Consider the following 23,016-nt stretch of genomic DNA (forward strand, 5'->3'; position numbering starts at 1 on the left):
CGCGTCTGGAAGGCGAATCGCGCTGATATCAGGGCGATCGACACGCCGAATCAGAAGGACGTGCGTTTGTAAGTACGGTACTGCGGCTGCCAGAAGTTGTGGGCAATCGCTTTTACCAGCGTATCTTCGGAGGTCACTTCCGCCACCCCTTGCAACTGTGCGGCTTTCGCCACTTCCAGTGCGATGTGCCTGGAAACATCCTGAATCGTGCTGATGTCCGGCAACAGCGCGCCTTCGCCCTGGTTGGCCAGCGGGGAGCAGTCGGCCAGCGCGCGGCTGGATGCCATCAACATGCCGTCAGTGATACGCTTCGCACCGCAAGCCAGTATGCCCAGACCGATACCCGGGAAAATGTAGGAGTTGTTGCACTGTGCGATCGGGTAAACCTTGTCTTTGTGCTGCACCGGTGCGAACGGGCTGCCGGTTGCGACCAGCGCCGCACCATCCGTCCAGCGGATGATATCTTCCGGGCGAGCTTCCACGCGGGAGGTCGGGTTGGACAGCGGCATCACGATCGGGCGGGCGCAGTGGCTGTGCATTTCACGGATGATTTCTTCCGTGAACAGACCCGGTTGACCCGATACGCCTATCAGGATGGTCGGTTTAGCGTTGCGCATCACATCCATCAGAGAGATCGCATCGCTGGTGACGTCCCATTGCGCCAGTTTGTCGCTTTTCTGCACCAGTTTGCTCTGGAAGTCGAGCAGGTTCGGCAGTTTGTCGGTCAACAGGCCAAAGCGGTCCACCATGAATACGCGGGAACGGGCTTCGTCGTCGCTCAGTCCTTCGGACTTCATCTGGGCGATGATCTGCTCGGCGATACCGCAACCGGCGGAACCGGCGCCAAGGAAAGCGACGGTCTGGTCACGCAACTGGCTGCCTGCCGCGCGGCTGGCGGCGATCAGGCTGCCCAGCGCTACAGCGGCGGTGCCCTGAATGTCGTCGTTGAAGCTACAGATTTCATCACGGTAGCGGTTCAGCAACGGCATGGCGTTATTCTGCGCGAAATCTTCAAACTGCAACAGTACGTTCGGCCAGCGGCGTTTCACCGCCTGAATGAATTCGTTGACGAACTCATAGTATTCGTCGCCGGTAATACGCGGGTGACGCCAGCCCATGTACAGCGGATCGTTGAGCAGTTGCGGGTTGTTGGTGCCGACATCCAGCACCACCGGCAGGGTGTACGCCGGGCTGATGCCGCCGCAGGCGGTGTACAGCGACAGTTTACCGATCGGAATCCCCATGCCGCCGATACCCTGGTCGCCCAGACCGAGAATACGCTCGCCGTCCGTCACCACGATGACTTTTACGTTTTGTTTGGTGGCGTTTTGCAGCATATCGTCGATATGCTCACGGTTAGGGTAGGAGATAAACAGGCCGCGGGCACGACGATAAATGTCGGAGAAGTGTTCACAGGCGGCGCCCACCGTCGGCGTGTAAATGATCGGCATCATTTCGCTCAGGTGGTTTGCCAGCAGACGGTAGAACAGGGTTTCGTTGGTGTCCTGAATGTTACGCAGGTACACGTGTTTTTCCATGTCGTTCTTGAATTCCTGATACTGCCGCCAGGCGCGCTCCGCCTGTTCTTCAATGGTCTCTACCGCTTCAGGCAGCAGGCCGTGCAGGTTGAACTGAGCGCGTTCTTCCTCGGTAAAAGCGCTGCCTTTGTTCAGCAGGGGAAATTCGAGCAGGATAGGGCCGGCATAAGGGATGTAGAGTGGGCGTTTACTTTCGTATTCCAATTCCATGACTTTCGACTCTTTGGGTAGCTGAAATGGGTTCGGAGAACCAGCGAGAAGCGACAGATAGCGCGGATCTTAAAGTACCCAGCAAATATGTACAGGGATTGTTAATTAAAATAATTACAGATGACTTGCATATGAAAAATATGTGGGGAAAGTCACATAATATCTGGCGTCCGGCGACAAAAAACGGCAGAACGGACGATGTTTGCACTCACACAATGTGAATTTCCCATCACAAATCCGCTGCCCACAACGAGCAGCGCGGATCACACATTAATACGCCAGCGTGCGCTGGAGCGCCGTACCGCCGAATGAGGCCAGTAACGGTTGCGCCAGACTCCACTGGCTGAGCGCAACATGGCCCGATTCCACCAACACCGCTCGCTGGATATCGCTGAAGGCATCGCCGGCCAGATTGACCAGATTCAAGGCGGCCTGAAGTGGCGGCAGGCTGGGGTTGAAGGCGGCGTTTTCCGCATAGCGACCGGTATAGCGGCGGCCTTGCCGGGTTTCCAGCGCGATGCCGCTGAACGCCTTGCTGTATGGCGCGTGGCTGCAGTTGGCGGCAGCCAACGCCAACCGACACAGCGTATCGTCCGTCGTCAGTGTTAATCCGTTATCGATATTATCCATCAGCAAGGTGTTGATCGCTAAATCGCGGGGGCCAAACGCATCCGGCAGGTAGTGGCCGAGCGGGGCGGGTGCGCGCCCCGGCAGGCAGATCCGCAATTCGGGCGCACTGTTAAGCTCGTTCATGAACTGGCGGCAGTGACCACAAGGCGTGTAGTTTACCGTTACCGCCCGTAACGCCGATTCATTGCGTAGCCAGGCATGGCTGATGGCGCTTTGCTCCGCGTGGACGGTCTGTTGCAGTGGGAGCCCGTCGAATTCCATATTGGCGCCCCAGTAAAAGGCGCCGCTGACGCCTTGCGCTATCGCGCCGACGTGAAAACCCGAGACCGGCGTAAGTGCACAAGCGGCTGCCAATGGCAGCAGTGCGAAGGCCAGGCCGTCGGCGTCGAGCTGACTCTGAGCGCAGAGTCGGTCGACTTCGTCGGCGGTCAACATCGCGGCGAAGTCGTCACGCGCCAGTATCGGCGTCAGCGCGGTTTGTAACGCCGCAGATAATTGCGTAAATGCGTCATGAAAGCGTGCTTGCATGGTGAGATCTCTTTCCCGGTTTCAAGGCGTGGTAACCCAAGTCTGGTCAGGTACACGGTAATTATTTGTGATTATTATCACTTTTCGTATGAAATAAATGAAAAATAAATCACAAATGCGAGATGTCTCGCAGGTTTTGACGGGCGTGCGGGCAGGTATGGGGAGAGGCGAGCCGTTACCTACGGCAACGGCTCGGATAACCGGAATACCAGAGGCAATCAACGATGGTTATGTCCCCATCAGGCGCACGATCACCGGAAACAAAAACGGGGCGATCAACGAGGTGATGATGCCGCAGATCACCAACGCCAGCGAACTGAACGCGCCTTCCTGAAAATCGACTTCCGCGCAGCGTGCAGTACCTAATGCATGCGATGCCGTCCCCATCGCCAGCCCACGGGCGGATTTGGCATGGATGTTGAGCCGATTAAACAGCGCGTGGCCCAATACGGCGCCGACAATGCCAACCAGGATCACGCACATGGCGCTGATAGCCGGAATCCCGCCGATGGCGCTGGCGACGGCCATGGCGATCGGCGTGGTGACCGATTTCGGCAGTACGGAAGCGGCGATTTCCCGTGAAGCGCCGAGCCACAAAGCAATGACGGTGCCGGAAATAATGGCGGTGACGCTGCCGATAAAACAAACGCTAATGATGGATTTCCAGCGTGCGCGGATTTGATGCAGTTGTTCATATAACGGAAATGCCAGTGCGACTACCGCCGGTTGCAGCAGGCTATTGAGGAGGGAACTGCCGCTGAAATAGTGGTCATAAGGGATATCCAGAATCAACAACAGCGGGATGATCACCAACATCGATACCAGCAATGGGTTGAGTAACGGCATTTTCAGCGTCATCGCCACGTTGCGGGCGCCAAAGAATACCAGCAGCGTGAGCGGCAGCGACCACCACAGATAATTCAGCATCATTTATCTTCCTTGGCGTCTGCCGTGTTTCGGCCCGGCGGCACCTGATCACGGTGCATCATCTGAGTGGTATAACCGACCACGATCATGACCACAAACGTGCTAACCAGACAGGAGACGACGATCGGCGCGAACTGTTCACGCAGCACCCCATAATAGTTCATGACCCCGACGCCAATCGGCACGAATAACAGCGCCATGTAGCGGATCAATAACCGACAGCCCGGTTTCACCCAGTGTGACGGCAGAATTTGCGACGCCAACAGGGCGAATAGCACCAGCATGCCGAGAATACTGCCGGGAATGGTAATGGGAAGTCGCGCGGATATCGCATTGCCAATGAATAAACACAGGTAAATCACTGCGAAAGCGCGTAAATAGTGCCAGCACAGTGTGATGGTATTGCGCATAGGGAAAATCCTGATAAACGGTAGACGATGATGATAACGCTAATACTGTCAGTGTGCTACGAATCACAAAAACGAAGGGCGTGGGTTGCCGTCATGCTGTTTTTTCAGGTGGGGTGCCCCGGCAAACCGGGGCGACACCGTTTAGTGAGGCAGGCCGTAGCCAAAGGGGAATAACGGTTTGGCGCTGTCGTAAGGCAGGTCAGGCTGTTGCTTGCGCACCGCCTGCATGGAGGACGGCAGCTCAAAAGGCAATTTAGCGGTGTAGGCCGCGCCAGACGTCAGCCGGCCAAGTAATACGCTATCGCTGACGCCGAAGTTGGCGACCAGCGCACGGGTCTTGTCCACCACATTGGTCAGGATGGCCGGGCGTTCCATATAGAGGCTAACCAGCGTCGGTACGCGGGCGCTGGCGCGCACAATGGCCTGATAGTCCGGGTTGTCAGCACGAAACGCCAGTGATCCTTCGTGGTGACGGCTGCCGAAGAAAAAGTTTTTGTGTGGTTGTTCATACGGTGTCTGGGTACGGATCAGCGCTACATCGGCCTGTTCCGGCGTATCGACGACGACAAAACCGGCAGCCTGTGCGGCGGTGGCGGCAATACCGTGCAGCCAGACCCGGCTACCTTTACGCAGCGGCAGCAGATTGTTGTTTTGCAACAGCACCAGCGAGCGGGCCTGGGTGTCGTCCGCCAGTTGTTGCCAGTCCGCTTTGCCGACGATGTCGCTGGCCTGCGCGGCGTTAACGTAGGGACGTTCGAATAAACCAATCTGGAATTTCTGCTTCAGTATACGGTTGACGGAGGTATCCAACCGGGCTTCGCTCAGCCTGCCGTCTTGCACGGCTTGCACCAGCAAGGCCGAGTCGGTGACGCCGCCGAACTGATCGACCCCGGCATCGACGGCTTTGATGAAGCGCTCGGCGGGCGTCAGGTTCTCCACACCCCAGGGCATACCGCGAGGGATCGGTTTTTCGCCCGGCTTCACGCCGGTGATGCAGTCGCCTTTGCAGTCGTTAGTGATCAGCCAGTCGCTGAGGATCACGCCATCGAAACCGTATTGGCCGCGTAACAGGTCTGTCAGCAGGAAGCGGTTGAATCCGGCGGCGACCTGTTCGATGGGTTTGCCGTGCCAGCGGGCGTTTCGCAAAATCGAGTAGGTGGGCATGATGCCGGCGGCGTGGGCCTCAAACGCGCCGGTGAATGGATCAATGTGCCATTGCAGGTTATTTTGCCGGAACTGCGCGTATTTGCCGTAGACGTTATGGCTGTCCCAGCCCTCCTGGGCGGCGCCGTAGCCGACCCAGTGTTTCACGATGGAGATCACGCTCTGCGCGTTGAGGCCGTTGTTGCCGTTCTGCATACCGGTGACATAACCGCGTACCATTTTTTGGGTCAGGTCAGGGTCTTCGCCAAAAGTACCGTCGATGCGCGGCCAGCGCGGTTCGGTGGACAGGTCGGCCTGGGGCGACAAGGCTTCGGTGATGCCGACGGCGCGGTATTCCTGACGCACAATATCGGCAAAGCGCCGCACCCGTTCTTCGTCACCGATAGCGGCCAGGCCAAGGGTTTCCGGCCATTTGCTGAATTTACCGACCGATACGCTGACGCCGACCAGCGACTGGAACGAACTGCGTGGATCGGTACTGATGGTGGCGGGAATCCCCAACCGGGTGGCTTCCGCCAGTTGCTGCAATTTATTGTTTTCCTCAGCCATCTGTGCCGGATTGTCGCCGGAAAGCCGGGTAATAAAGCTGTTGACGTAGCGCTCGGCAATCATGGTCTTTGCCGCGTTGAGGTCATACTGCGTACCGGCGCCGGTAACGCTGCCGGCGGTCGGCGCGGAACCGTGCATCATGACCCCGGCTTTTTCCGCCAGCGTCATGCGTGATACCAGGTCCGCCGCCCGCTGTGTCGCCGGCAGGCGCCAGTCTTCATACGGATTGAGTTTTCCGTCACGGTTCAAATCTTTAAATGTCAGGCCGTTGACGGTAATCAACGGGGCTCCGCGGGTATCGAGCGTGGCTTGTTGTACCGCCTCCGCCAGTGGGGAAAACAGCAGGGGCAGCGTGGCAACCCAGGGCAGAACCGCCGCGGCGTGCGGCGAGAAGCGTGATTTCATGTTGTTTTTCTCATTATGAGCCTATCCCATTAGGGCTATTTCACTGGCCATTTTGGCCCTGGGCAGTGCTCGAAATCCTCACGTACTCCGTGTACGCTCCGGTTTCTCCGCGGCTTCCCGAGTCCAAACTGGCTGCGCCAATAACGCCTACTGGGATAGGCTCTATGTATGGGCCAGAGGAAAAAACAGCGGGCGATATTTCAATGCCCGATCAGTCAGCGCGACGGGCTATTCAACACGACAGACAGACCATCGGAAAAAGGCCAGGACAGGCGGTGTCAGTTGAATAAAATAATAGTGAGCGCCAGCGAGTAATTCCTGTCACGCTATGCCAGTCTTTATTCGGGATTCAAGTGGGAAAATAGAGATTCTGAAGCTGGATCAAAGAATTGGCGCAGAGAGTGTCGATGGATGAGAGTTATTCAATCACCATCATGAGTGATAATTTCTTATTGTTATTTTCCGATTTGAACTGCTGAAGAAAATAACCCGACAGAGAAGAGCAAACGTATTTCGGAAATAAAAGAAAATCAAACCGGGCGTTATTTATTGCCCGGTTTGAGGCGCGCAGGAATTACCACAACGCCGGGGTGAACACGGCTTGCCGCACGGCATCGGTTAAGGTCTGCAATTCTTCCGGTTGAATGATGAAGGGCGGCATCAGGTAAATCAGTTTGCCGAACGGCCGAATCCATACCCCGCGTTCGACAAAGAAGCGTTGCAGATGCGCCATATTAACCAGCTGGCGGGTTTCCACCACACCGATGGCGCCCAGCACCCGCACATCGGCGACGGTCGGCGCTTCTCTCAATGGCAGTAACGCCTGACGCAACTGCGCTTCAATCGCGGCTACCTGCGCCTGCCAGCGGTTTTCCGCCAACAGCGTCAGGCTGGCATGGGCGACGGCGCATGCCAGCGGGTTACCCATGAAGGTGGGGCCGTGCATAAAGCACCCGGCTTCGCCGTTGCTGATGGTTTCCGCCACCGTGCGGGTGGTCAGCGTGGCGGAGAGCGTCATGTAACCGCCGGTCAATGCCTTGCCGAGACACAGAATATCCGGCGTGACGCCGGCGTGCTCGCAGGCGAACAGGCGTCCGGTGCGGCCAAAGCCGGTGGCGATTTCGTCGGCGATCAGCAAAATGCCGTACTGAGCGCACAATTGGCGAGCCTGACGCAGATACTCGGGATGATAAAACCGCATACCGCCCGCGCCCTGCACGATCGGCTCCAGGATCACGGCGGCAATCTCATGCTGGTGCTGTTGCAGCAATCTGCTAAACGGCGTGATGTCTTCCTGTTGCCAGGGCTGGTCAACGCCGCCACACGGCGCGTCGGCAAACAGATGCGGCGGCAAATACCCCTGATAGAGGCTATGCATCGAGTTGTCCGGGTCGCATACCGACATCGCACCGAAGGTATCGCCATGATAGCCGTGCCGTAACGTCAGGAAGCGCTGACGACGCTCCCCGCGCGCCTGCCAGTATTGCAGCGCCATTTTCATCGCCACTTCCACCGCCACCGAGCCGGAGTCCGCCAGAAACACGCACTCCAGCGCCGCTGGGGTGATCGCCACCAACTGGCGGCACAACGCCACCGCCGCCGGGTGGGTAATGCCGCCGAACATCACGTGAGACATCTGCGTCAGTTGATCCGTCAGCGCCTGGTTCAGCCGCGGATGATTGTAGCCATGAATAGCCGCCCACCAGGACGACATACCATCCACCAGTTGACGTCCATCGGCCAACCGTAGCTGACAACCGCTGGCGGCGGTCACCGGGTAACACGGCAAGGGAGCGGTCATGGAGGTGTAGGGGTGCCAGATATGGTGCCTGTCAAAGTTCAGGTCGTCTTGATTCATACTGTTGTAAACTAATCTGATCTCAATTTGGTTGACAGTATACCCACATAAATTACACTGGCGAGACTTTTTTACCCGGAGCAATGATGATGACCGAACGCGTAAACTGGACGCTGGAACAGGCGCAGGCCCTGTTCGATAAACCGTTTCTGGAACTGATGTTTGAAGCGCAACAGGTGCACCGCCGGCACTTTGATCCCCGTCAGGTGCAGGTCAGCACGCTGTTATCCATCAAAACCGGCGCCTGCCCGGAAGACTGCAAATACTGCCCGCAAAGCGCCCGTTACCGTACCGGTATTGAAACCGAACGGCTGATGCAGGTTGAGCAGGTGCTGGAATCCGCCCGTCAGGCGAAAGCGACGGGGTCGACCCGCTTTTGTATGGGCGCGGCGTGGAAAAATCCTCACGAGCGCGACATGCCGTATCTGGAGTCGATGGTGCGCGGCGTGAAAGAGATGGGCATGGAAACCTGCATGACGCTGGGCACGTTGCACGGCGATCAGGCCGAACGACTGGCGGCGGCCGGGCTCGATTTTTACAACCACAATCTGGACACCTCGCCGGAATTTTACGGCGACATCATCACCACCCGTACCTATCAGGAGCGGCTGGATACGCTGGATAAAGTGCGTGGCGCCGGCATCAAAGTGTGCTCCGGCGGCATTGTCGGTCTGGGCGAAACGGTGCGCGATCGCGCCGGGTTACTGGTGCAACTGGCCAATCTGCCGACGCCGCCGGAGAGCGTGCCGATCAACATGCTGGTAAAAAGTGAAGGGGACGCCGCTGGCGGAAAACGAGGATGTAGACCCGTTCGATTTTATCCGCACCATTGCCGTGGCGCGCATTATGATGCCGACGTCTTATGTCCGGCTGTCGGCCGGGCGTGAGCAGATGAGCGAACAGACGCAGGCGATGTGTTTCATGGCGGGCGCTAATTCCATCTTCTATGGCTGCAAACTGCTGACCACGCCGAATCCGAAAGAAGATAAGGACTTGCTGCTGTTTCGCAAACTGGGGCTGAACCCGCAGCAAACCCAGACCGAATACGGCGATAACCAGCAACAGCAGCACCTGGCGGAGCGACTGCTGCACGCCGATACCGATCAATATTACAACGCGGCGGTGTAAATGAGCTGGCAGCAACGGATTGATCAGGCGCTGGCGCAGCGACAGGCGCAGGACGCCTACCGGGTACGTCTGCCTAATGACGGCGGCAGCGGTCGCTGGTTGGTGCGTGAGCAACGGCGTTATCTCAATTTTTCCTGTAATGACTATCTGGGGCTGAGCCAGCATCCGGCGATGGTGCGCGCCTGGCGGCAAGGGGCGGAACAGTTCGGCGTGGGCAGCGGTGGTTCCGGCCATGTGACCGGGTATACCACCATGCATCAGCAACTGGAGCAACAACTGGCCGACTGGCTGGGGTATGACCGGGCGCTGTTGATGATCTCCGGTTTTGCGGCGAATCAGGCAGTGGTCACCGCGCTGCTGGCGGAAGGCGATCGTATTCTGGCGGATCGCCTCAGTCATGCCTCGCTACTGGAAGCCGCCAGCCTGTCGCCCGCCGCGTTACGCCGCTTTCACCATAATCAGCCGGAGTCACTGCAACAATTGCTGGAGAAACCGGTCGGCGGCCAGACGCTGGTGGTCACCGAAGGCGTGTTCAGCATGGATGGCGACACCGCACCGTTGGCGGCATTGCATCAGCGCTGTCGTGAACATGGCGCATGGCTGATGGTGGATGATGCCCACGGCATCGGCACCGTGGGTGAGCAAGGCCGCGGTTGTAGCAACCAGCAAGGCGTAAAACCTGAATTGCTGATCGTCACCTTCGGCAAAGCGTTTGGCGTTAGCGGGGCGGCGGTGTTGTGCAGCCAGTCGGTGGCGGAGTACCTGTTGCAGTTTGCCCGGCATCTGATTTACAGCACCGCCATGCCGCCGGCGCAAGCCTGCGCGTTGTCGGCGGCGCTGACAATCATTCGCGGTGACGACGGCGCAGCCCGTCGCGCCGTACTGACGGAGCGGATTCAGCAGTTTCGCGAAGGCGCTGCCGGGCTGCCGTTTCGCCTGCTGGCATCGCAAAGCGCCATTCAGCCGCTGATTGTCGGCGATAACGCCTGGTCGCTGGCGCTGTCGCAACAACTGCGGACACAAGGGTTGTGGGTCAACGCTATTCGGCCGCCCACCGTGCCGCCGGGTACCGCTCGCTTGCGCATTACCCTGACTGCCAGCCATCAGCCGGAAGATATCGACCGTTTGCTGGAGGTGTTATATGACGCTGGCTAACCCTGATGTGCTATCGCCGGGCGCCCATAAACTGGCGATCGCCCGCGCGTTCGGCCGGGCCGCCTCCCATTACGACCGCTTCGCCGCCCTGCAACGCGAAAGCGGCGAACACCTGATGACACTGGTCGACGGCCATGCCGGCGGCGAACTGCTGGATGCCGGCTGCGGCACCGGTTATTTCAGCGCCCGCTGGCAGGCGGGCGGAAAACGGGTGACGGCGCTGGATCTGTCGACGGAAATGCTGGCGGTGGCGCGTCAGCGACGCTCGGCAACGCACTATCTTCAGGGCGATATCGAACACCTGCCGCTGGCGGATGGCTGTGTGGATATCAGTTTCAGTAATATGGCAATTCAGTGGTGCGATGATTTGTCCGCCGGGCTGGCCGAACTTTATCGAGTTACCCGACCAGGGGGGGTGATTGCCTTTTGTACGCTGGCGCAGGGCACGTTGGCTGAACTGGACGATGCCTGGCAGCGACTGGACGGATCCCGACGTATTAACCGCTTTTTGTCGCTGGAGACGATTGTCTCCGTCTGCCGTGGCTACCACGCCGAAATCTCGCTGGCGCCGGCGACCTGCCATTTTCCGGATGTACTGAGCCTGATGCGCTCGGTGAAAGGCGTCGGTGCGACCTGGCTACGGGATGGCCGCGAACACGGCGTGCTGAACCGTCGCCAATTGGCGGCGTTGGCGATGCACTACTGTCGCCACCCACAGGGGTATCCCCTGACCTATCAACGCGTTTTTGGAGTAATTTACCGTGACTGAACGTTGGTTCGTGACCGGAACCGATACCGAAGTGGGCAAGACCGTCGCCAGCGTGGCGTTGTTGCAGGCGGCCCGCCGCGCCGGATACCGCACTGCCGGTTATAAGCCGGTGGCGTCCGGCTGTGATGTCATGCCGCACGGCATCCGTAATAGCGATGCCTTACAGCTACAGGCCAACAGCGTGGTGGCATTACCGTATGAAGCGGTCAATCCACTGGCCTTTTTGGCGCCGACCTCGCCCCATATCGTCAGCGCCGAGGAAAACCGGCCGATTGCCTTTTCCACCCTCAGCGACGGCCTGCGCAGTCTGGCGCGTCAGGCCGACTGGGTGCTGGTGGAAGGGGCCGGCGGCTGGTTTACGCCGCTTTCCGGGCGGCAAACCTTCGCCGACTGGGTGCAGGAAGAAGCGTTGCCGGTGATTCTGGTTGTCGGCGTGAAGCTCGGATGCATCAACCACGCACTCTTGACGGCGCAGGCGGTACGGCATGCCGGATTACGTCTGGCAGGATGGGTCGCGAATGTGGTGCAGCCTCCCGGTCGCTATCACGCCGCCTATCTGCAAACGTTGCAGGAGAGCATTCCCGCGCCGTTGTTGGGTGAAATCCCGCATTTATCCGAGCCGTTTCAGCAGGATATTGGCGATTACTTAAACATCACTTTACTAAGAGGTTAACGAGTTTAAGTGAATGTTACGTGAGTGGCGGCTTTATCCCCTTTTCTGATTGAAATTGATAGAAAAAACCATCTTGAAAACTGCTGTCCGATCCACTGGGCCAGCAGTTTTCTTTTTGCTAAGTCTGTGTCATTTAGTACTTTTTTTTATAATAACCGGCCAGTCAAACGCGGAAATTTTGTTTAAAAGCAGCTTGTGCGCTTCTGACGGGGAAAGGTAACGAAAGACGCCAATACAGGGAGCGCGGGCGCTTGTGGGAGTTATCCACCATTTCTGTGGATAACCGTGTGCATTAGGGTTAGAAAAAACGCGCCAGCCAAGAGCCGGCGCGGGTTGCGCCTGGTTTGGCGCTAATCTCCGCTTTTTTGTTAAATCATTTAAAATCAATTATTTAATTAAAATCAAGTCACTTTTATTGCAACCGGCCTTGTTTGAATAAATCACCGGCACTGGTCAGTGCAGATAATTTGAGAAACGGTATTTCTGGGGATAAATGCGTCATTTTTTGCTGGATAGCCACATCACTCTGTGCTAGTCAACGAGGGCACGTGTTGGTGTGTGGTCAATGGTTAAGAATTACTTGATGCTGTTTTTATATCCAGTAATATGAGGCTGGCAAATCTGGCCGGGGATTTTCATACTAGGCTGTGTCTCTCCCTGCCGACAACGCCGGTCGATCCTGGCCGACGTTCGATGCGTGATTCCAACCGTTTTTTATCCGGGTGTCTTGCTCATGAGTAAAGAGTTCAAACTGCATTCTGCCTTCAAACCCGCCGGCGACCAGCCTGAGGCGATACGCCGTCTGAAAGAGGGGCTGGAGGACGGGCTGGCGCACCAGACGCTGCTGGGGGTCACGGGGTCCGGTAAGACGTTTACCGTCGCCAACGTGATTGCCGATCTCAACCGCCCAACCATGGTGCTGGCACCCAATAAAACACTGGCGGCGCAGCTGTATGGCGAGATGAAGGCGTTTTTCCCGGAGAATGCGGTGGAGTATTTCGTCTCTTACTACGATTACTACCAACCTGAAGCCTATGTGCCGAGCTCCGATACCTTTATCGAGAAGGATGCCTCGGTTAACGAACATATCGAACAGATGCGGTTGTCCGCCACCAAGGCGTTGCTGGAGCGGCGCGATGTAGTGGTGGTGGCGTCGGTGTCCGCTATTTACGGTCTGGGCGATCCGGACCTTTACCTGAAAATGATGCTGCACCTGACGCAGGGCATGCTGATTGACCAGCGTGCCATTCTGCGGCGGCTGGCGGAGCTACAGTACTCCCGCAACGATCAGGCGTTTGGGCGCGGTACGTTTCGGGTGCGCGGCGAGATCATCGATGTTTTCCCCGCCGAATCCGAAGATATTGCATTGCGGGTCGAGTTGTTCGACGAAGAGGTGGAGCGGTTGTCGCTGTTCGACCCGCTCACCGGCCACATCGTGCAGACGGTGCCGCGTTACACCATTTATCCCAAAACGCATTACGTTACGCCGCGCGAACGTATCCTGCAGGCGATGGAAGAGATCAAGGTCGAGCTGGCAGAGCGGCGTCAGGTATTGCTCGCCAACAATAAATTGCTGGAGGAGCAGCGGCTGGCGCAGCGTACTACCTTCGATCTGGAAATGATGAATGAGCTGGGCTATTGCTCCGGCATTGAAAACTACTCCCGCTTCCTGTCTGGCCGCGGGCCGGGCGAGCCGCCGCCAACGCTGTTCGACTACCTGCCGGCCGATGGTCTGTTGGTGATCGACGAATCCCACGTCACCATCCCGCAACTGGGCGGCATGTACCGTGGCGACCGGGCGCGTAAGGAAACGTTGGTGGAGTACGGGTTTCGCCTGCCGTCGGCGCTGGACAACCGGCCGATGAAATTTGAGGAATTTGAAGCGCTGGCGCCGCAAACCATTTATGTTTCGGCGACGCCGGGCAATTACGAGCTGGAAAAATCCGGCGGCGAGATAATCGATCAGGTAGTGCGGCCGACCGGCCTGTTGGATCCGCAACTGGAAGTGCGCCCGGTGACTACCCAGGTAGACGACTTGTTGTCGGAAATCCGCAAGCGTTCCGCCATCAATGAACGCGTGCTGGTCACCACGTTAACCAAGCGCATGGCGGAAGACTTGACCGAGTATCTGGAGGAACACGGCGAGCGGGTACGCTACCTGCACTCGGATATCGATACCGTAGAGCGGGTGGAGATCATTCGCGATTTGCGCTTGGGCGAGTTCGACGTGTTGGTGGGCATCAACCTGCTGCGTGAAGGGCTGGACATGCCGGAGGTGTCGCTGGTGGCGATTCTGGACGCCGATAAAGAAGGCTTCCTGCGTTCTGAACGCTCGCTGATTCAGACCATCGGCCGTGCGGCGCGTAACCTCAACGGCAAGGCAATTTTGTACGGCGATAAGATTACGCCGTCGATGGAGCGCGCCATCAACGAAACCCAACGTCGTCGCGAGAAACAGCAGGCGTACAACGAGCAACACGGCATCGTGCCGCAGGGTCTGAACAAGAAGATTGGCGATATTCTGCAGATTGGTCAGCCAACCCACGGCCGGGGGAAAGGGCGCGGCAAGAAAGCGGCGGAACCGGCGGCGCAGTATCAGCAACTGTCGCCGAAAGCGCTGGACCAGAAAATCCGCGAGCTGGAAAGCCAGATGCTGGCTCATGCGCAGAATCTGGAGTTCGAAGAAGCCGCCCGTCTGCGCGACGAAATCCACGCGCTGCGCGAGCAGTTTATTGCGGCGTCCTGATGATACAGATGTCGGCGGCGCTGCGCGGATACACGGCCCATACACAGCCCATACACAGAGAGAGGCTGAGTGATGAACAATCCGACGCCTGGCGTGGCCCATACACCGCGACTCAGAAACTGAAACTCAGGCTACGCACAGCCCGAGCGCGTGCACAGCCTGCTCCAGCGCCGCACAGAGTAATGCGCGATCATGATGATGCGGCACATCCTGCGCGCCCAATGGTTGCCGGATAATCAGACGGTCGTTCACGCCCTGAGTATCGGTTCGGGGGGAAACGACGACTGCGTCAATAATACGCCGGTCGATCTTGCTTTCGATAAGTTGCAGCTTCTGCGCCAGCGTCAGACGGGTGGCAATCTGACTCTGCTCGACCCCCAGATTACCGATGTAGACCATCGGCGCGCGCGCATCATGCAACGCCTGCGCCAGATCGGTAAGCAGCAGCGGCGGCATCAGGCTGGTAAGAAAACTGCCGGGGCCTATCAGGATCAAATCTGCGGCGGCAATCGCCGCCAGCGCTTCCTGAGTAGCCGGAGCGGCGGGGTAGAGCATCAGGTCCTGCGGCAGGGCGGCAAGCTGATCTACCGCCACTTCGCCGTATACCGGATTGCCTTGCGTATCAATCGCCATCAGGTCTACCGGTTGTTCCGACATCGGAATCAGCAGCGCATCTACCTTCAACAGATTGCGTATCAGATTGATGGCTTCCAGCGGGCGTACGCTGAGGTGATCCATCGCCTTGAGCATCAAATTGCCGAGATTATGGCCGGACAGTTCGCCATTACCGCTGAAACGGTATTCGAACATGGCCGACGCGACGCTGGGTGTGGTGATCAACTGATTAAGGCAGTTGCGGGTATCGCCCCAGGCGATGCCGCCTTCCGAGCGACGAATTCGCCCGGTGGAGCCGCCATTGTCGGTGGTGGTAACGATGCCGGTCAGCCGCGAGCCGAGAAAGGAGAGCGACGACATAACGCGTCCCAACCCGTGACCGCCACCCAACGCGACCACGCTACCCAGCTCCGCCAACGTGCGATTGCCCATAAATGCCCTTATATACCGGTTATCTACCTTAAAAAGTAGCGGATATATAGCACACCTCTGAGTAAGGCCGCAGCACTAACAGAAAATTTCAACGCTTTTTGTCCGCCGGACGCGATCGGTTGGGTGCCGCATCCGCATTGACGGGGCGTACCCCACCAGGAGTAGGAGATATACGTCGTCCTATGACGCAGGTCAGAAAAGTTGAACGAATTTCCGCTATCCTACGGGTGGAAATAGTGAATAAAATCCGCTATATACAAGTTTATATACCGCATTTCCAGTGACGGAAAGCTTGGTTTGGCGATAGACTTCATGAAGTAATCACGGTTGTCCGACATCGGCGCTCGATGCCGGGTAATCAAACTCCTAGCCCCGGAGCCTACGTTCGCGTGTCAGCGCGGATAGGGTTCTCTGGCCGTGACCTGCGGGTCACCAGGGTGCAGGGTAGAAATGCCCGCATCTCCCGTATTTGGAAAGGTGTTTATGGTGAGTCAACTGACCGATGCGTTTGCGCGCAAGTTTTACTATTTGCGTCTGTCGATAACGGATGTCTGTAATTTTCGCTGTACTTATTGTCTGCCGGACGGCTACCAGCCCAATGGCGCGACCCCTCATCGTTTTCTGTCGTTAAGTGAAATCCGCCGTATTGGTCGGGCATTCGCCGATCTGGGCACGGAAAAGGTGCGCCTGACCGGCGGCGAGCCGTCTTTACGGCGCGATTTCGTCGATATTATTGCCGCCATCCGCGAAAATCCGGCCATCCGCACGCTGGCGGTCACCACCAACGGTTACCGGCTGGCGCGGGATGTGGCGAGCTGGCGCGAAGCCGGGCTGACCGCCCTTAACGTCAGCGTCGACAGCCTGGATCCCCGTCAGTTTCATGCCATTACCGGGCAGGACAAATTTCGTCAGGTGATGGACGGCATCGATGCCGCCTTCGCCAACGGGTTCCGCCGGGTGAAAGTCAACACCGTGCTGATGCGCGATGTCAACGACAGTAGCCTGCACACCTTTCTCGAGTGGATCCGCACCCGGCCGATTCAACTGCGTTTTATTGAACTGATGGAAACCGGTGAAGGGCGGGAGATGTTTCGTCGCCACCATGTTTCCGGCCAGGTGATCCGCGAGCGTCTGTTGCAGCAAGGCTGGCAGCAGCAGGTTCGTGAACGCAGCGACGGCCCGGCGCAGGTGTTCTCGCACCCGGATTATCAGGGTGAGGTGGGGTTGATCATGCCGTATGAAAAAGACTTTTGTCAGAGCTGTAACCGGCTGCGGGTCTCGGCCATCGGCAACCTGCATCTGTGCCTGTTCGGCGAGCAGGGCATTCCGCTGCGTGATTTGCTGACGGATGACGACCAGTTGGACGCGCTGAAATCGCGTATCTCCGGCGGCCTTGGCAGCAAACGACAGGCGCATTTCCTGCATGACGGCAACAGCGGCATTACCCCGAATCTTTCCTTTATCGGCGGCTGAGCAGCCGCACAATACGGTATGACGGAATACCGTTACGGAGTGTTTATGAGTAAGGTCAGCAGCGAATTTATGCCTCTGCGTGTGGCGGTGATGACGATATCCTCCCGCCGTACTGCCGACGACGATACATCCGGCGATTATTTGCGCGAGGCATTGCAGCAGGATGGGCATCATCTGGCGGACAGCGCGATCGTCGGTGAAAACCTGTATCACATTCGTGCGCAGGTTTCCGCCTGGATAGCCCGCGACGATGTGCAGGTGATTCTGATTAACGGCGGCACCGGTTTTACCTCAGGCGATCTGGCGCCGGAAGCTTTGCGGGTGTTGTTCGACCGGGAAATCGAGGGATTTGGCGAACTGTTTCGAATGGTGTCGTACGAAGAGATCGGCACCGCCACCATCCAGTCTCGTGCCATCGCCGGGCTGGCCAACCAGACGGCGATTTTCGCCATGCCCGGCTCGACCAAAGCCTGCCATACCGCCTGGGAACGCATTATCCGCGAGCAACTGGATGCGCGCCAAAAACCCTGTAACCTCTATCCTCATTTGAAAAAGTAAGCAGCTATGGCACAACTGACCCACATTAACGCCGCCGGTGAGGCGGCCATGGTGGATGTTTCCGACAAAGCCGAAACCGTGCGCGAGGCACGTGCCGAAGCCTTTGTGGAAATGGCACCGCAGACTCTGGCTATGATCATCGACGGGCGACACCACAAGGGCGATGTTTTCGCCACGGCCCGCATCGCCGGCATTCAGGCCGCCAAACGTACCTGGGAACTGATTCCGCTATGTCATCCGCTGCTGCTGAGCAAAGTCGCCGTTGAACTGGAGGCCCAGCCGGAATATAACCGGGTGCGCATTGAATCCCTGTGCCGGCTGACCGGCAAGACCGGGGTGGAGATGGAAGCATTGACCGCCGCCTCGGTAGCGGCGCTGACGATTTACGACATGTGCAAAGCGGTGCAGAAGGATATGGTGATAGGCCCGGTGCGGCTACTGGCAAAAAGCGGCGGTAAATCCGGCGATTTTAGGGCGGAGGCATCATGATTACGGTGTTGTTTTTTGCGCAGGTGCGTGAACTGACCGGCATCGACCGATTATCGTTGCCCGCGGAATACCAGAACGTGGCATCGTTACGACAGGCATTGTGTGAGCGCGGCGACCGTTGGGCGCTGGCGCTGGAAGACGGCAAACTGCTGGCGGCGGTCAATCAGTCGCTGGTGACGATGACGCATCCGTTGACGGATGGCGACGAAGTGGCGTTTTTCCCGCCGGTCACCGGAGGCTGAGCGATGGAAACGCGCATTCGGGTAGGGCAGGAACCGTTCAGCGTCGGCGACGAGTACGCCTGGCTGGCGACCAGCGATACGGACGGCGCCGTGGTGACGTTCACCGGCAAAGTGCGTAATCACAATCTGGGCGATCACGTCAGCGCACTGACGCTGGAGCATTATCCGGGCATGACCGAAAAGGCATTGGCAGAGATTGTCGATGAAGCGCGGCAGCGCTGGCCGATTCAGCGGGTAAGCCTGATTCATCGTGTAGGCGCACTGTTCCCCGGCGACGAGATCGTCTTTGTCGGCGTCAGTGGCGCCCACCGCCAGGCATCGTTCGATGCGGCGCAATTCATCATGGATTACCTCAAGACGCGCGCACCATTCTGGAAGCGGGAAGCGACGTCGGATGGCGACCGTTGGGTCGATGCCCGCGACAGCGATCGACAGGCGGCAGATCGTTGGTCATAGCCGATAGCGGCGGATTGATTGTCGCCGCTACATGATTTTTGCCGAAATGATTTCATCACCAGAAAAAAAACGATAAAAAGCAGCGAATTATAAAATTTGCATTAAAATAGTGTTAAGGAAATAATTAATAAGAATCATTTTTATTTCCATTTTAATGCAACGATAATGAACCGCGGTAACTTTCCGCCTGATTCGCTTTTATTGTCATACAGTTAATTGCCATACAGTGAAAAGGATAATGGTATGAAACGGCGTATAGCTTCTCTGTTCCCCGCCACGTTGCTGGCGTCTTCCCTGATGATGGGGTTCTCCTTCGGCGCACAGGCGGAGGAGTCAGGTATCGTGATTTACAACGCACAGCACGAAAATCTGGTGAAATCCTGGGTGGAAGGTTTTACTCAGGATACCGGTATCAAAGTCACGCTGCGTAATGGCGGCGACAGCGAATTGGGCAACCAACTGGTGCAGGAAGGTAATGCCTCGCCGGCCGACGTGTTTTTGACGGAAAACTCGCCGTCGATGGTGCTGGTGGATAACGCCAATCTGTTCGCGCCGCTGGATGCCGGCACGCTGGCGCAAGTGGAGCCGCAGTATCGTCCGTCCCACGGTCGCTGGGTAGGCATTGCCGCGCGCTCGACGGTCTTTGTCTACAACCCGGAAAAACTGACCGAGGCGCAGTTGCCGGCGTCACTGATGGACCTGGCCAAACCGGAATGGAAAGGCCGTTGGGCGGCTTCTCCGTCGGGTGCTGATTTCCAGGCGATCGTCAGCGCGATGCTGGAGCTGAAAGGCGAGAAAGCGACGCTGGAATGGTTGAAAGCCATGAAAGCCAACTTCACGGCGTATAAAGGCAACAGCACGGTGATGAAAGCCGTGAACGCCGGCCAGATCGATAGCGGCGTCATCTATCACTACTACCCGTTCGTTGACGGCGCCAAAACCGGCGAAAACAGCAAAAACGTCCGTCTGTACTACTTCAAACATCAGGATCCGGGCGCGTTCGTCAGTATCTCCGGCGGCGGCGTGCTGGCTTCCAGTAAGCATAAAGAACAGGCTCAGGCGTTCATCAAGTGGATCACCGGCAAAAAAGGCCAGGAAGTGCTGCGCACCAACACCGCGTTTGAATACGCCGTGGGCGTGAATGCCGAATCCAACCCGAAACTGGAACCGCTGAAAGACTTGCAGGCGCCGAAAGTGGATGCCGCCAAACTCAACGGCAAGAAAGTGGTTGAGCTGATGACCGAAGCAGGTCTGCTGTAATGTGTCAGTGCAGGGCGGGAGTCCAATAAGACAGATGGCCGATGTGGAATGGAAAGTCGCCGGCGTCGGCGTGCCCCAACCGGTGCGACCGGGGGCGCGGCCGTACCGGATAGCCGGCGGCGGCATGGCGCTGATGGCGTTGCTGTTGTCGTTGCTGGCGTTGTTGCCGCTGGGCTTTGTGGTGGGCATTACCCTCGATACCGGTTGGGACACGGTAAAAACGCTGGTGTTCCGGCCCCGGGTCGGGGAACTGTTGCTCAATACGGTATTGCTGGTGGCGGTGACGTTGCCGCTCTGCACGCTGCTCGGGGTGGCGCTGGCCTGGCTGACCGAGCGCACGACGTTGCCGGGTCGCCGGGTGTGGTCGCTACTGTTGACCGCGCCGCTGGCGGTGCCGGCCTTTGTCCAGAGTTACGCCTGGATTAGCCTGTTGCCCGGCATGAATGGCCTGGCGGCAGGCGTGTTCCTGTCGGTTCTCGCGTATTTCCCGTTTATTTATCTGCCGGCGGCGGCGGTGCTGCGCCGGCTTGATCCCAGCCTGGAAGATGTCGCGACCTCGCTGGGCGCCAGGCCCTGGCGCGTCTTTTTTCGTGTGGTGCTGCCGCAATTGCGGCTGGCGGTATGGGGCGGTTCGCTGCTGATTGCGCTGCATTTGCTGGCGGAATACGGCTTGTACGCCATGATTCGCTTCGACACCTTCACCACCGCGATTTTCGAACAGTTCCAGTCTACCTTTAACGGCCTGGCGGCAAACATGCTGGCGGGCGTGCTGGTGTTGTGCTGTATGGGGTTGTTGTTGCTGGAAGCGCTGACCCGCGGACGCGCGCGCTATGCCCGCGTCGGTTCCGGCAGCGCCCGCAGCCAGACGCCCTGGCGGCTGTCGCCGGTGGCTGGCTTCGCTTACGTGTTGTTGCCGCTGGCGTTAACCGTGCTGGCGCTGGGCGTGCCGTTGATGACGCTCACCCGCTGGCTGTGGCTGGGCGGCATGGACGTGTGGCGTAATGACGAGTTGTGGCCCGCGCTGCGCCAGACATTGTGGCTGGGTATCAGCGGTGCAGTGTTGGTAACGCTGTGCGCGTTTCCGATGGCCTGGCTGTCGGTGCGTTATCCGTCACGGTTGTATCGTCTGCTGGAGGGATGCAATTACATTACCAGCGCGTTGCCGGGTATTGTGGTGGCGCTGGCGCTGGTCACGGTGACCATTCATACTCTGCGGCCGCTGTATCAAACCGAATTCACCCTGTTGCTGGCCTATGTGCTGATGTTTATGCCGCGTGCATTGATCAACCTGCGCGCCGGTATTGCGCAGGCGCCGGTAGAACTGGAAAACGTTGCACGCAGCCTGGGGTGTTCGCCCGGTCAGGCGCTGTGGCGCATCACGTTGCGGCTGGCGGCGCCGGGCGCAGCAGCCGGCGCGGCGCTGGTGTTTCTTGCCGTTACCAACGAATTGACCGCCACGCTGTTGCTGGCGCCCAACGGCACCCGCACGCTGGCGACCGGCTTTTGGGCATTGACCAGTGAAATCGACTATATGGCGGCCGCGCCTTACGCGCTGATTATGGTGGTGCTGTCGCTTCCGCTGACCTGGTTGCTCTATTCTCAATCGAAACGTACGGCAGGTTTATGAATACGCTTGAACTTTATGGCATCGGCAAATCTTTTAACGCCGTTAAGGTGCTGGACGGCATTGACTTGCAGGTGGCGCCGGGCAGCCGTACCGCCATTGTCGGCCCCTCCGGTTCCGGTAAAACCACGTTGTTGCGTATCATCGCCGGCTTTGAAGCGCCGGATTGCGGCACGGTGCGTCTGCAAACGCGCGTCGTGGCGGATGCGACCCAATGGGTGCCGGCCCACCAGCGCGGTATCGGCTTTGTGCCGCAGGACGGCGCGCTGTTTCCGCATTTTACCGTGGCGCAGAACATCGGTTTTGGGCTTGATGGCAGTAAGCAAGATAAACAGCGACGCATTGATGAATTGATGGCGATGGTATCGCTCGATTCGCGACTGGCGGCGCTGTGGCCGCATGAGTTGTCCGGCGGCCAGCAACAGCGGGTGGCGCTGGCGCGTGCGTTGTCTCAGCGCCCGGCGTTGATGCTGCTGGATGAACCGTTTTCTGCGTTGGATACCGGCCTGCGCGCCGCTACCCGTCAGGCGGTATCCTCGCTGTTGGCGGAGGCGGGCGTCGCGTCGATTCTGGTGACCCACGATCAGGCTGAAGCGCTGTCGTTTGCCGATCAGGTCGCGGTAATGCGGCAGGGGCGGCTGGTGCAAGTGGGGTCGCCACAGTCGCTGTATTTGCGCCCGGTGGATGAAGGAACCGCCGCGTTTCTCGGCGATACGCTGGTGCTGTCGGCACAACTGAAAGGCGGCCGCGCCGCGTGTGCGCTGGGCGACATCGCGGTTGACGATAATCAATCTGCCAGCGCGGCGCGGATCATGCTGCGACCGGAGCAGATTCAGGTCACGTTGGCCGAGCCGTCGGCCACACCGCAGGCGGTGGTGGCGAATATTGAGTTTGCCGGCTTCGTGTCCACACTGCGCTTGCGGATGGCGAACAGCCAGCAGGTGATCGAACTAAAAAGCGTCAGCCGGGAAGATATCGTCGTGGGTTGCGGCGTCAATCTGTCGGTAGTGGGGCAAGCGCATCGGCTGGACTGAATGCCGTTTCATGGCATCGGCGTCCTGCCGATGTCATGCCACCTTGCGATGACCGTTGAGGAAGTGTTACCCGCCGCCCGCGGCATTTTGTGTTAAGCTGAAAGACAGGTGGGCGCAAGCCTGTTCTGTTTCACTTTATGCAA

The 23,016-nt window shown here is 58.3% G+C and carries 19 protein-coding genes, 1 pseudogene and 1 riboswitch; of the genes and pseudogenes, 13 read left to right on the plus strand and 7 right to left on the minus strand.

Going from position 1 to position 23,016, the window contains the following annotated elements; translation table 11 throughout:
• Window positions 1–50: 50 nt before the first annotated feature.
• From DCH402_RS08115 to bioA, 6 genes are all read right to left on the minus strand, one after another.
• Window positions 51–1,748 (minus strand): NAD-dependent malic enzyme, encoded by a 1,698-nt coding sequence (locus DCH402_RS08115; protein WP_040000640.1) that lies wholly within the window; start codon window positions 1,746–1,748, stop codon window positions 51–53.
• A gap of 270 nt (window positions 1,749–2,018) precedes the next feature.
• Complete coding sequence (cdd, locus tag DCH402_RS08120) at window positions 2,019–2,906, minus strand: cytidine deaminase (RefSeq protein WP_040000641.1); 888 nt, start codon at window positions 2,904–2,906, stop codon at window positions 2,019–2,021.
• A 228-nt stretch (window positions 2,907–3,134) separates the two neighbouring features.
• Window positions 3,135–3,833, minus strand: a complete 699-nt coding sequence (locus tag DCH402_RS08125) for a CidB/LrgB family autolysis modulator (RefSeq protein ID WP_040003498.1) — start codon at window positions 3,831–3,833, stop codon at window positions 3,135–3,137.
• Window positions 3,833–4,243 carry a CidA/LrgA family protein gene (locus tag DCH402_RS08130; protein WP_040000642.1) on the minus strand — a complete coding sequence of 137 codons (411 nt, stop codon included), beginning with the start codon at window positions 4,241–4,243 and terminating at the stop codon, window positions 3,833–3,835. The genes DCH402_RS08125 and DCH402_RS08130 overlap by 1 nt, the downstream gene beginning before the upstream one ends.
• Window positions 4,244–4,384: 141 nt before the next feature.
• Window positions 4,385–6,361, minus strand: coding sequence for a glycoside hydrolase family 3 protein (locus DCH402_RS08135; RefSeq protein WP_050583280.1), 1,977 nt, complete (start codon window positions 6,359–6,361; stop codon window positions 4,385–4,387).
• Between the two features lie 574 nt (window positions 6,362–6,935).
• Entirely contained in the window at window positions 6,936–8,219 is a 1,284-nt protein-coding gene (bioA, locus tag DCH402_RS08140) for an adenosylmethionine--8-amino-7-oxononanoate transaminase (RefSeq protein WP_040000643.1), read from the minus strand.
• Between the two features lie 89 nt (window positions 8,220–8,308).
• Here bioA and bioB point away from each other — a divergent pair.
• The 5 genes and pseudogenes from bioB to uvrB all read left to right on the plus strand — a co-directional run bounded on the left by bioB (window position 8,309) and on the right by uvrB (window position 14,690).
• Window positions 8,309–9,347, plus strand: a pseudogene (bioB, locus tag DCH402_RS08145) (biotin synthase BioB).
• On the plus strand, window positions 9,348–10,502 hold the full coding sequence (bioF, locus tag DCH402_RS08150; protein ID WP_040000644.1) for an 8-amino-7-oxononanoate synthase: 1,155 nt from the start codon (window positions 9,348–9,350) through the stop codon (window positions 10,500–10,502).
• Window positions 10,489–11,271 (plus strand): malonyl-ACP O-methyltransferase BioC, encoded by a 783-nt coding sequence (bioC, locus tag DCH402_RS08155; protein WP_040000645.1) that lies wholly within the window; start codon window positions 10,489–10,491, stop codon window positions 11,269–11,271. The genes bioF and bioC overlap by 14 nt, the downstream gene beginning before the upstream one ends.
• On the plus strand, window positions 11,264–11,944 hold the full coding sequence (gene bioD, locus DCH402_RS08160; protein WP_040000646.1) for a dethiobiotin synthase: 681 nt from the start codon (window positions 11,264–11,266) through the stop codon (window positions 11,942–11,944). The genes bioC and bioD overlap by 8 nt, the downstream gene beginning before the upstream one ends.
• Window positions 11,945–12,677: 733 nt before the next feature.
• Window positions 12,678–14,690: an excinuclease ABC subunit UvrB gene (uvrB, locus tag DCH402_RS08165; protein WP_040000648.1), complete on the plus strand. Its 2,013-nt coding sequence runs from the start codon at window positions 12,678–12,680 to the stop codon at window positions 14,688–14,690.
• Between the two features lie 126 nt (window positions 14,691–14,816).
• On the opposite strand, the gene yvcK is transcribed toward uvrB, so the two are convergent.
• Complete coding sequence (yvcK, locus tag DCH402_RS08170; protein WP_040000649.1) at window positions 14,817–15,737, minus strand: uridine diphosphate-N-acetylglucosamine-binding protein YvcK; 921 nt, start codon at window positions 15,735–15,737, stop codon at window positions 14,817–14,819.
• A 351-nt stretch (window positions 15,738–16,088) separates the two neighbouring features.
• Window positions 16,089–16,233, plus strand: a riboswitch (molybdenum cofactor riboswitch).
• On the opposite strand from yvcK, the gene moaA reads away from it, so the two are divergent.
• From moaA to DCH402_RS08210, 8 genes are all read left to right on the plus strand, one after another.
• The gene (gene moaA / locus DCH402_RS08175) at window positions 16,221–17,210 is read left to right on the plus strand and encodes a GTP 3',8-cyclase MoaA (RefSeq protein WP_027712391.1); all 990 of its coding nucleotides are present in this window, start codon (window positions 16,221–16,223) and stop codon (window positions 17,208–17,210) included. It overlaps the preceding riboswitch by 13 nt.
• Before the next feature lie 45 nt (window positions 17,211–17,255).
• Window positions 17,256–17,768 (plus strand): molybdenum cofactor biosynthesis protein B, encoded by a 513-nt coding sequence (moaB, locus tag DCH402_RS08180; protein WP_012770227.1) that lies wholly within the window; start codon window positions 17,256–17,258, stop codon window positions 17,766–17,768.
• Between the two features lie 6 nt (window positions 17,769–17,774).
• Window positions 17,775–18,257, plus strand: coding sequence for a cyclic pyranopterin monophosphate synthase MoaC (gene moaC / locus DCH402_RS08185; RefSeq protein ID WP_027712389.1), 483 nt, complete (start codon window positions 17,775–17,777; stop codon window positions 18,255–18,257).
• Entirely contained in the window at window positions 18,254–18,499 is a 246-nt protein-coding gene (gene moaD, locus DCH402_RS08190; protein ID WP_040000650.1) for a molybdopterin synthase sulfur carrier subunit, read from the plus strand. The genes moaC and moaD overlap by 4 nt, the downstream gene beginning before the upstream one ends.
• A gap of 3 nt (window positions 18,500–18,502) precedes the next feature.
• Window positions 18,503–18,955, plus strand: coding sequence for a molybdopterin synthase catalytic subunit MoaE (moaE, locus tag DCH402_RS08195; protein ID WP_027712387.1), 453 nt, complete (start codon window positions 18,503–18,505; stop codon window positions 18,953–18,955).
• Between the two features lie 243 nt (window positions 18,956–19,198).
• The gene (locus DCH402_RS08200; protein WP_040000651.1) at window positions 19,199–20,215 is read left to right on the plus strand and encodes an iron ABC transporter substrate-binding protein; all 1,017 of its coding nucleotides are present in this window, start codon (window positions 19,199–19,201) and stop codon (window positions 20,213–20,215) included.
• Window positions 20,216–20,249: 34 nt separating this feature from the next.
• The gene (locus DCH402_RS08205) at window positions 20,250–21,842 is read left to right on the plus strand and encodes an ABC transporter permease (RefSeq protein WP_027712385.1); all 1,593 of its coding nucleotides are present in this window, start codon (window positions 20,250–20,252) and stop codon (window positions 21,840–21,842) included.
• Window positions 21,839–22,873 carry an ABC transporter ATP-binding protein gene (locus tag DCH402_RS08210; protein WP_040000653.1) on the plus strand — a complete coding sequence of 345 codons (1,035 nt, stop codon included), beginning with the start codon at window positions 21,839–21,841 and terminating at the stop codon, window positions 22,871–22,873. The genes DCH402_RS08205 and DCH402_RS08210 overlap by 4 nt, the downstream gene beginning before the upstream one ends.
• Window positions 22,874–23,016 lie beyond the last annotated feature (143 nt).

Source organism: Dickeya chrysanthemi NCPPB 402 (assembly GCF_000406105.1).
GTDB classification, from domain to species: Bacteria; Pseudomonadota; Gammaproteobacteria; order Enterobacterales; family Enterobacteriaceae; genus Dickeya; species Dickeya chrysanthemi.

What these genes read in the sequence shown, in the direction of transcription:
- DCH402_RS08115 (WP_040000640.1), bottom strand. Translation starts at nt 1,748, where the DNA reads ATGGAATTGGAATACGAAAGTAAACGCCCACTCTACATCCCTTATGCC.
- cdd (WP_040000641.1), bottom strand. Translation starts at nt 2,906, where the DNA reads ATGCAAGCACGCTTTCATGACGCATTTACGCAATTATCTGCGGCGTTA.
- DCH402_RS08125 (WP_040003498.1), bottom strand. Translation starts at nt 3,833, where the DNA reads ATGCTGAATTATCTGTGGTGGTCGCTGCCGCTCACGCTGCTGGTATTC.
- DCH402_RS08130 (WP_040000642.1), bottom strand. Translation starts at nt 4,243, where the DNA reads ATGCGCAATACCATCACACTGTGCTGGCACTATTTACGCGCTTTCGCA.
- DCH402_RS08135 (WP_050583280.1), bottom strand. Translation starts at nt 6,361, where the DNA reads ATGAAATCACGCTTCTCGCCGCACGCCGCGGCGGTTCTGCCCTGGGTT.
- bioA (WP_040000643.1), bottom strand. Translation starts at nt 8,219, where the DNA reads ATGAATCAAGACGACCTGAACTTTGACAGGCACCATATCTGGCACCCC.
- bioF (WP_040000644.1), top strand. Translation starts at nt 9,348, where the DNA reads ATGAGCTGGCAGCAACGGATTGATCAGGCGCTGGCGCAGCGACAGGCG.
- bioC (WP_040000645.1), top strand. Translation starts at nt 10,489, where the DNA reads ATGACGCTGGCTAACCCTGATGTGCTATCGCCGGGCGCCCATAAACTG.
- uvrB (WP_040000648.1), top strand. Translation starts at nt 12,678, where the DNA reads ATGAGTAAAGAGTTCAAACTGCATTCTGCCTTCAAACCCGCCGGCGAC.
- yvcK (WP_040000649.1), bottom strand. Translation starts at nt 15,737, where the DNA reads ATGGGCAATCGCACGTTGGCGGAGCTGGGTAGCGTGGTCGCGTTGGGT.
- moaA (WP_027712391.1), top strand. Translation starts at nt 16,221, where the DNA reads ATGGTGAGTCAACTGACCGATGCGTTTGCGCGCAAGTTTTACTATTTG.
- moaB (WP_012770227.1), top strand. Translation starts at nt 17,256, where the DNA reads ATGAGTAAGGTCAGCAGCGAATTTATGCCTCTGCGTGTGGCGGTGATG.
- moaC (WP_027712389.1), top strand. Translation starts at nt 17,775, where the DNA reads ATGGCACAACTGACCCACATTAACGCCGCCGGTGAGGCGGCCATGGTG.
- moaD (WP_040000650.1), top strand. Translation starts at nt 18,254, where the DNA reads ATGATTACGGTGTTGTTTTTTGCGCAGGTGCGTGAACTGACCGGCATC.
- moaE (WP_027712387.1), top strand. Translation starts at nt 18,503, where the DNA reads ATGGAAACGCGCATTCGGGTAGGGCAGGAACCGTTCAGCGTCGGCGAC.
- DCH402_RS08200 (WP_040000651.1), top strand. Translation starts at nt 19,199, where the DNA reads ATGAAACGGCGTATAGCTTCTCTGTTCCCCGCCACGTTGCTGGCGTCT.
- DCH402_RS08205 (WP_027712385.1), top strand. Translation starts at nt 20,250, where the DNA reads ATGGCCGATGTGGAATGGAAAGTCGCCGGCGTCGGCGTGCCCCAACCG.
- DCH402_RS08210 (WP_040000653.1), top strand. Translation starts at nt 21,839, where the DNA reads ATGAATACGCTTGAACTTTATGGCATCGGCAAATCTTTTAACGCCGTT.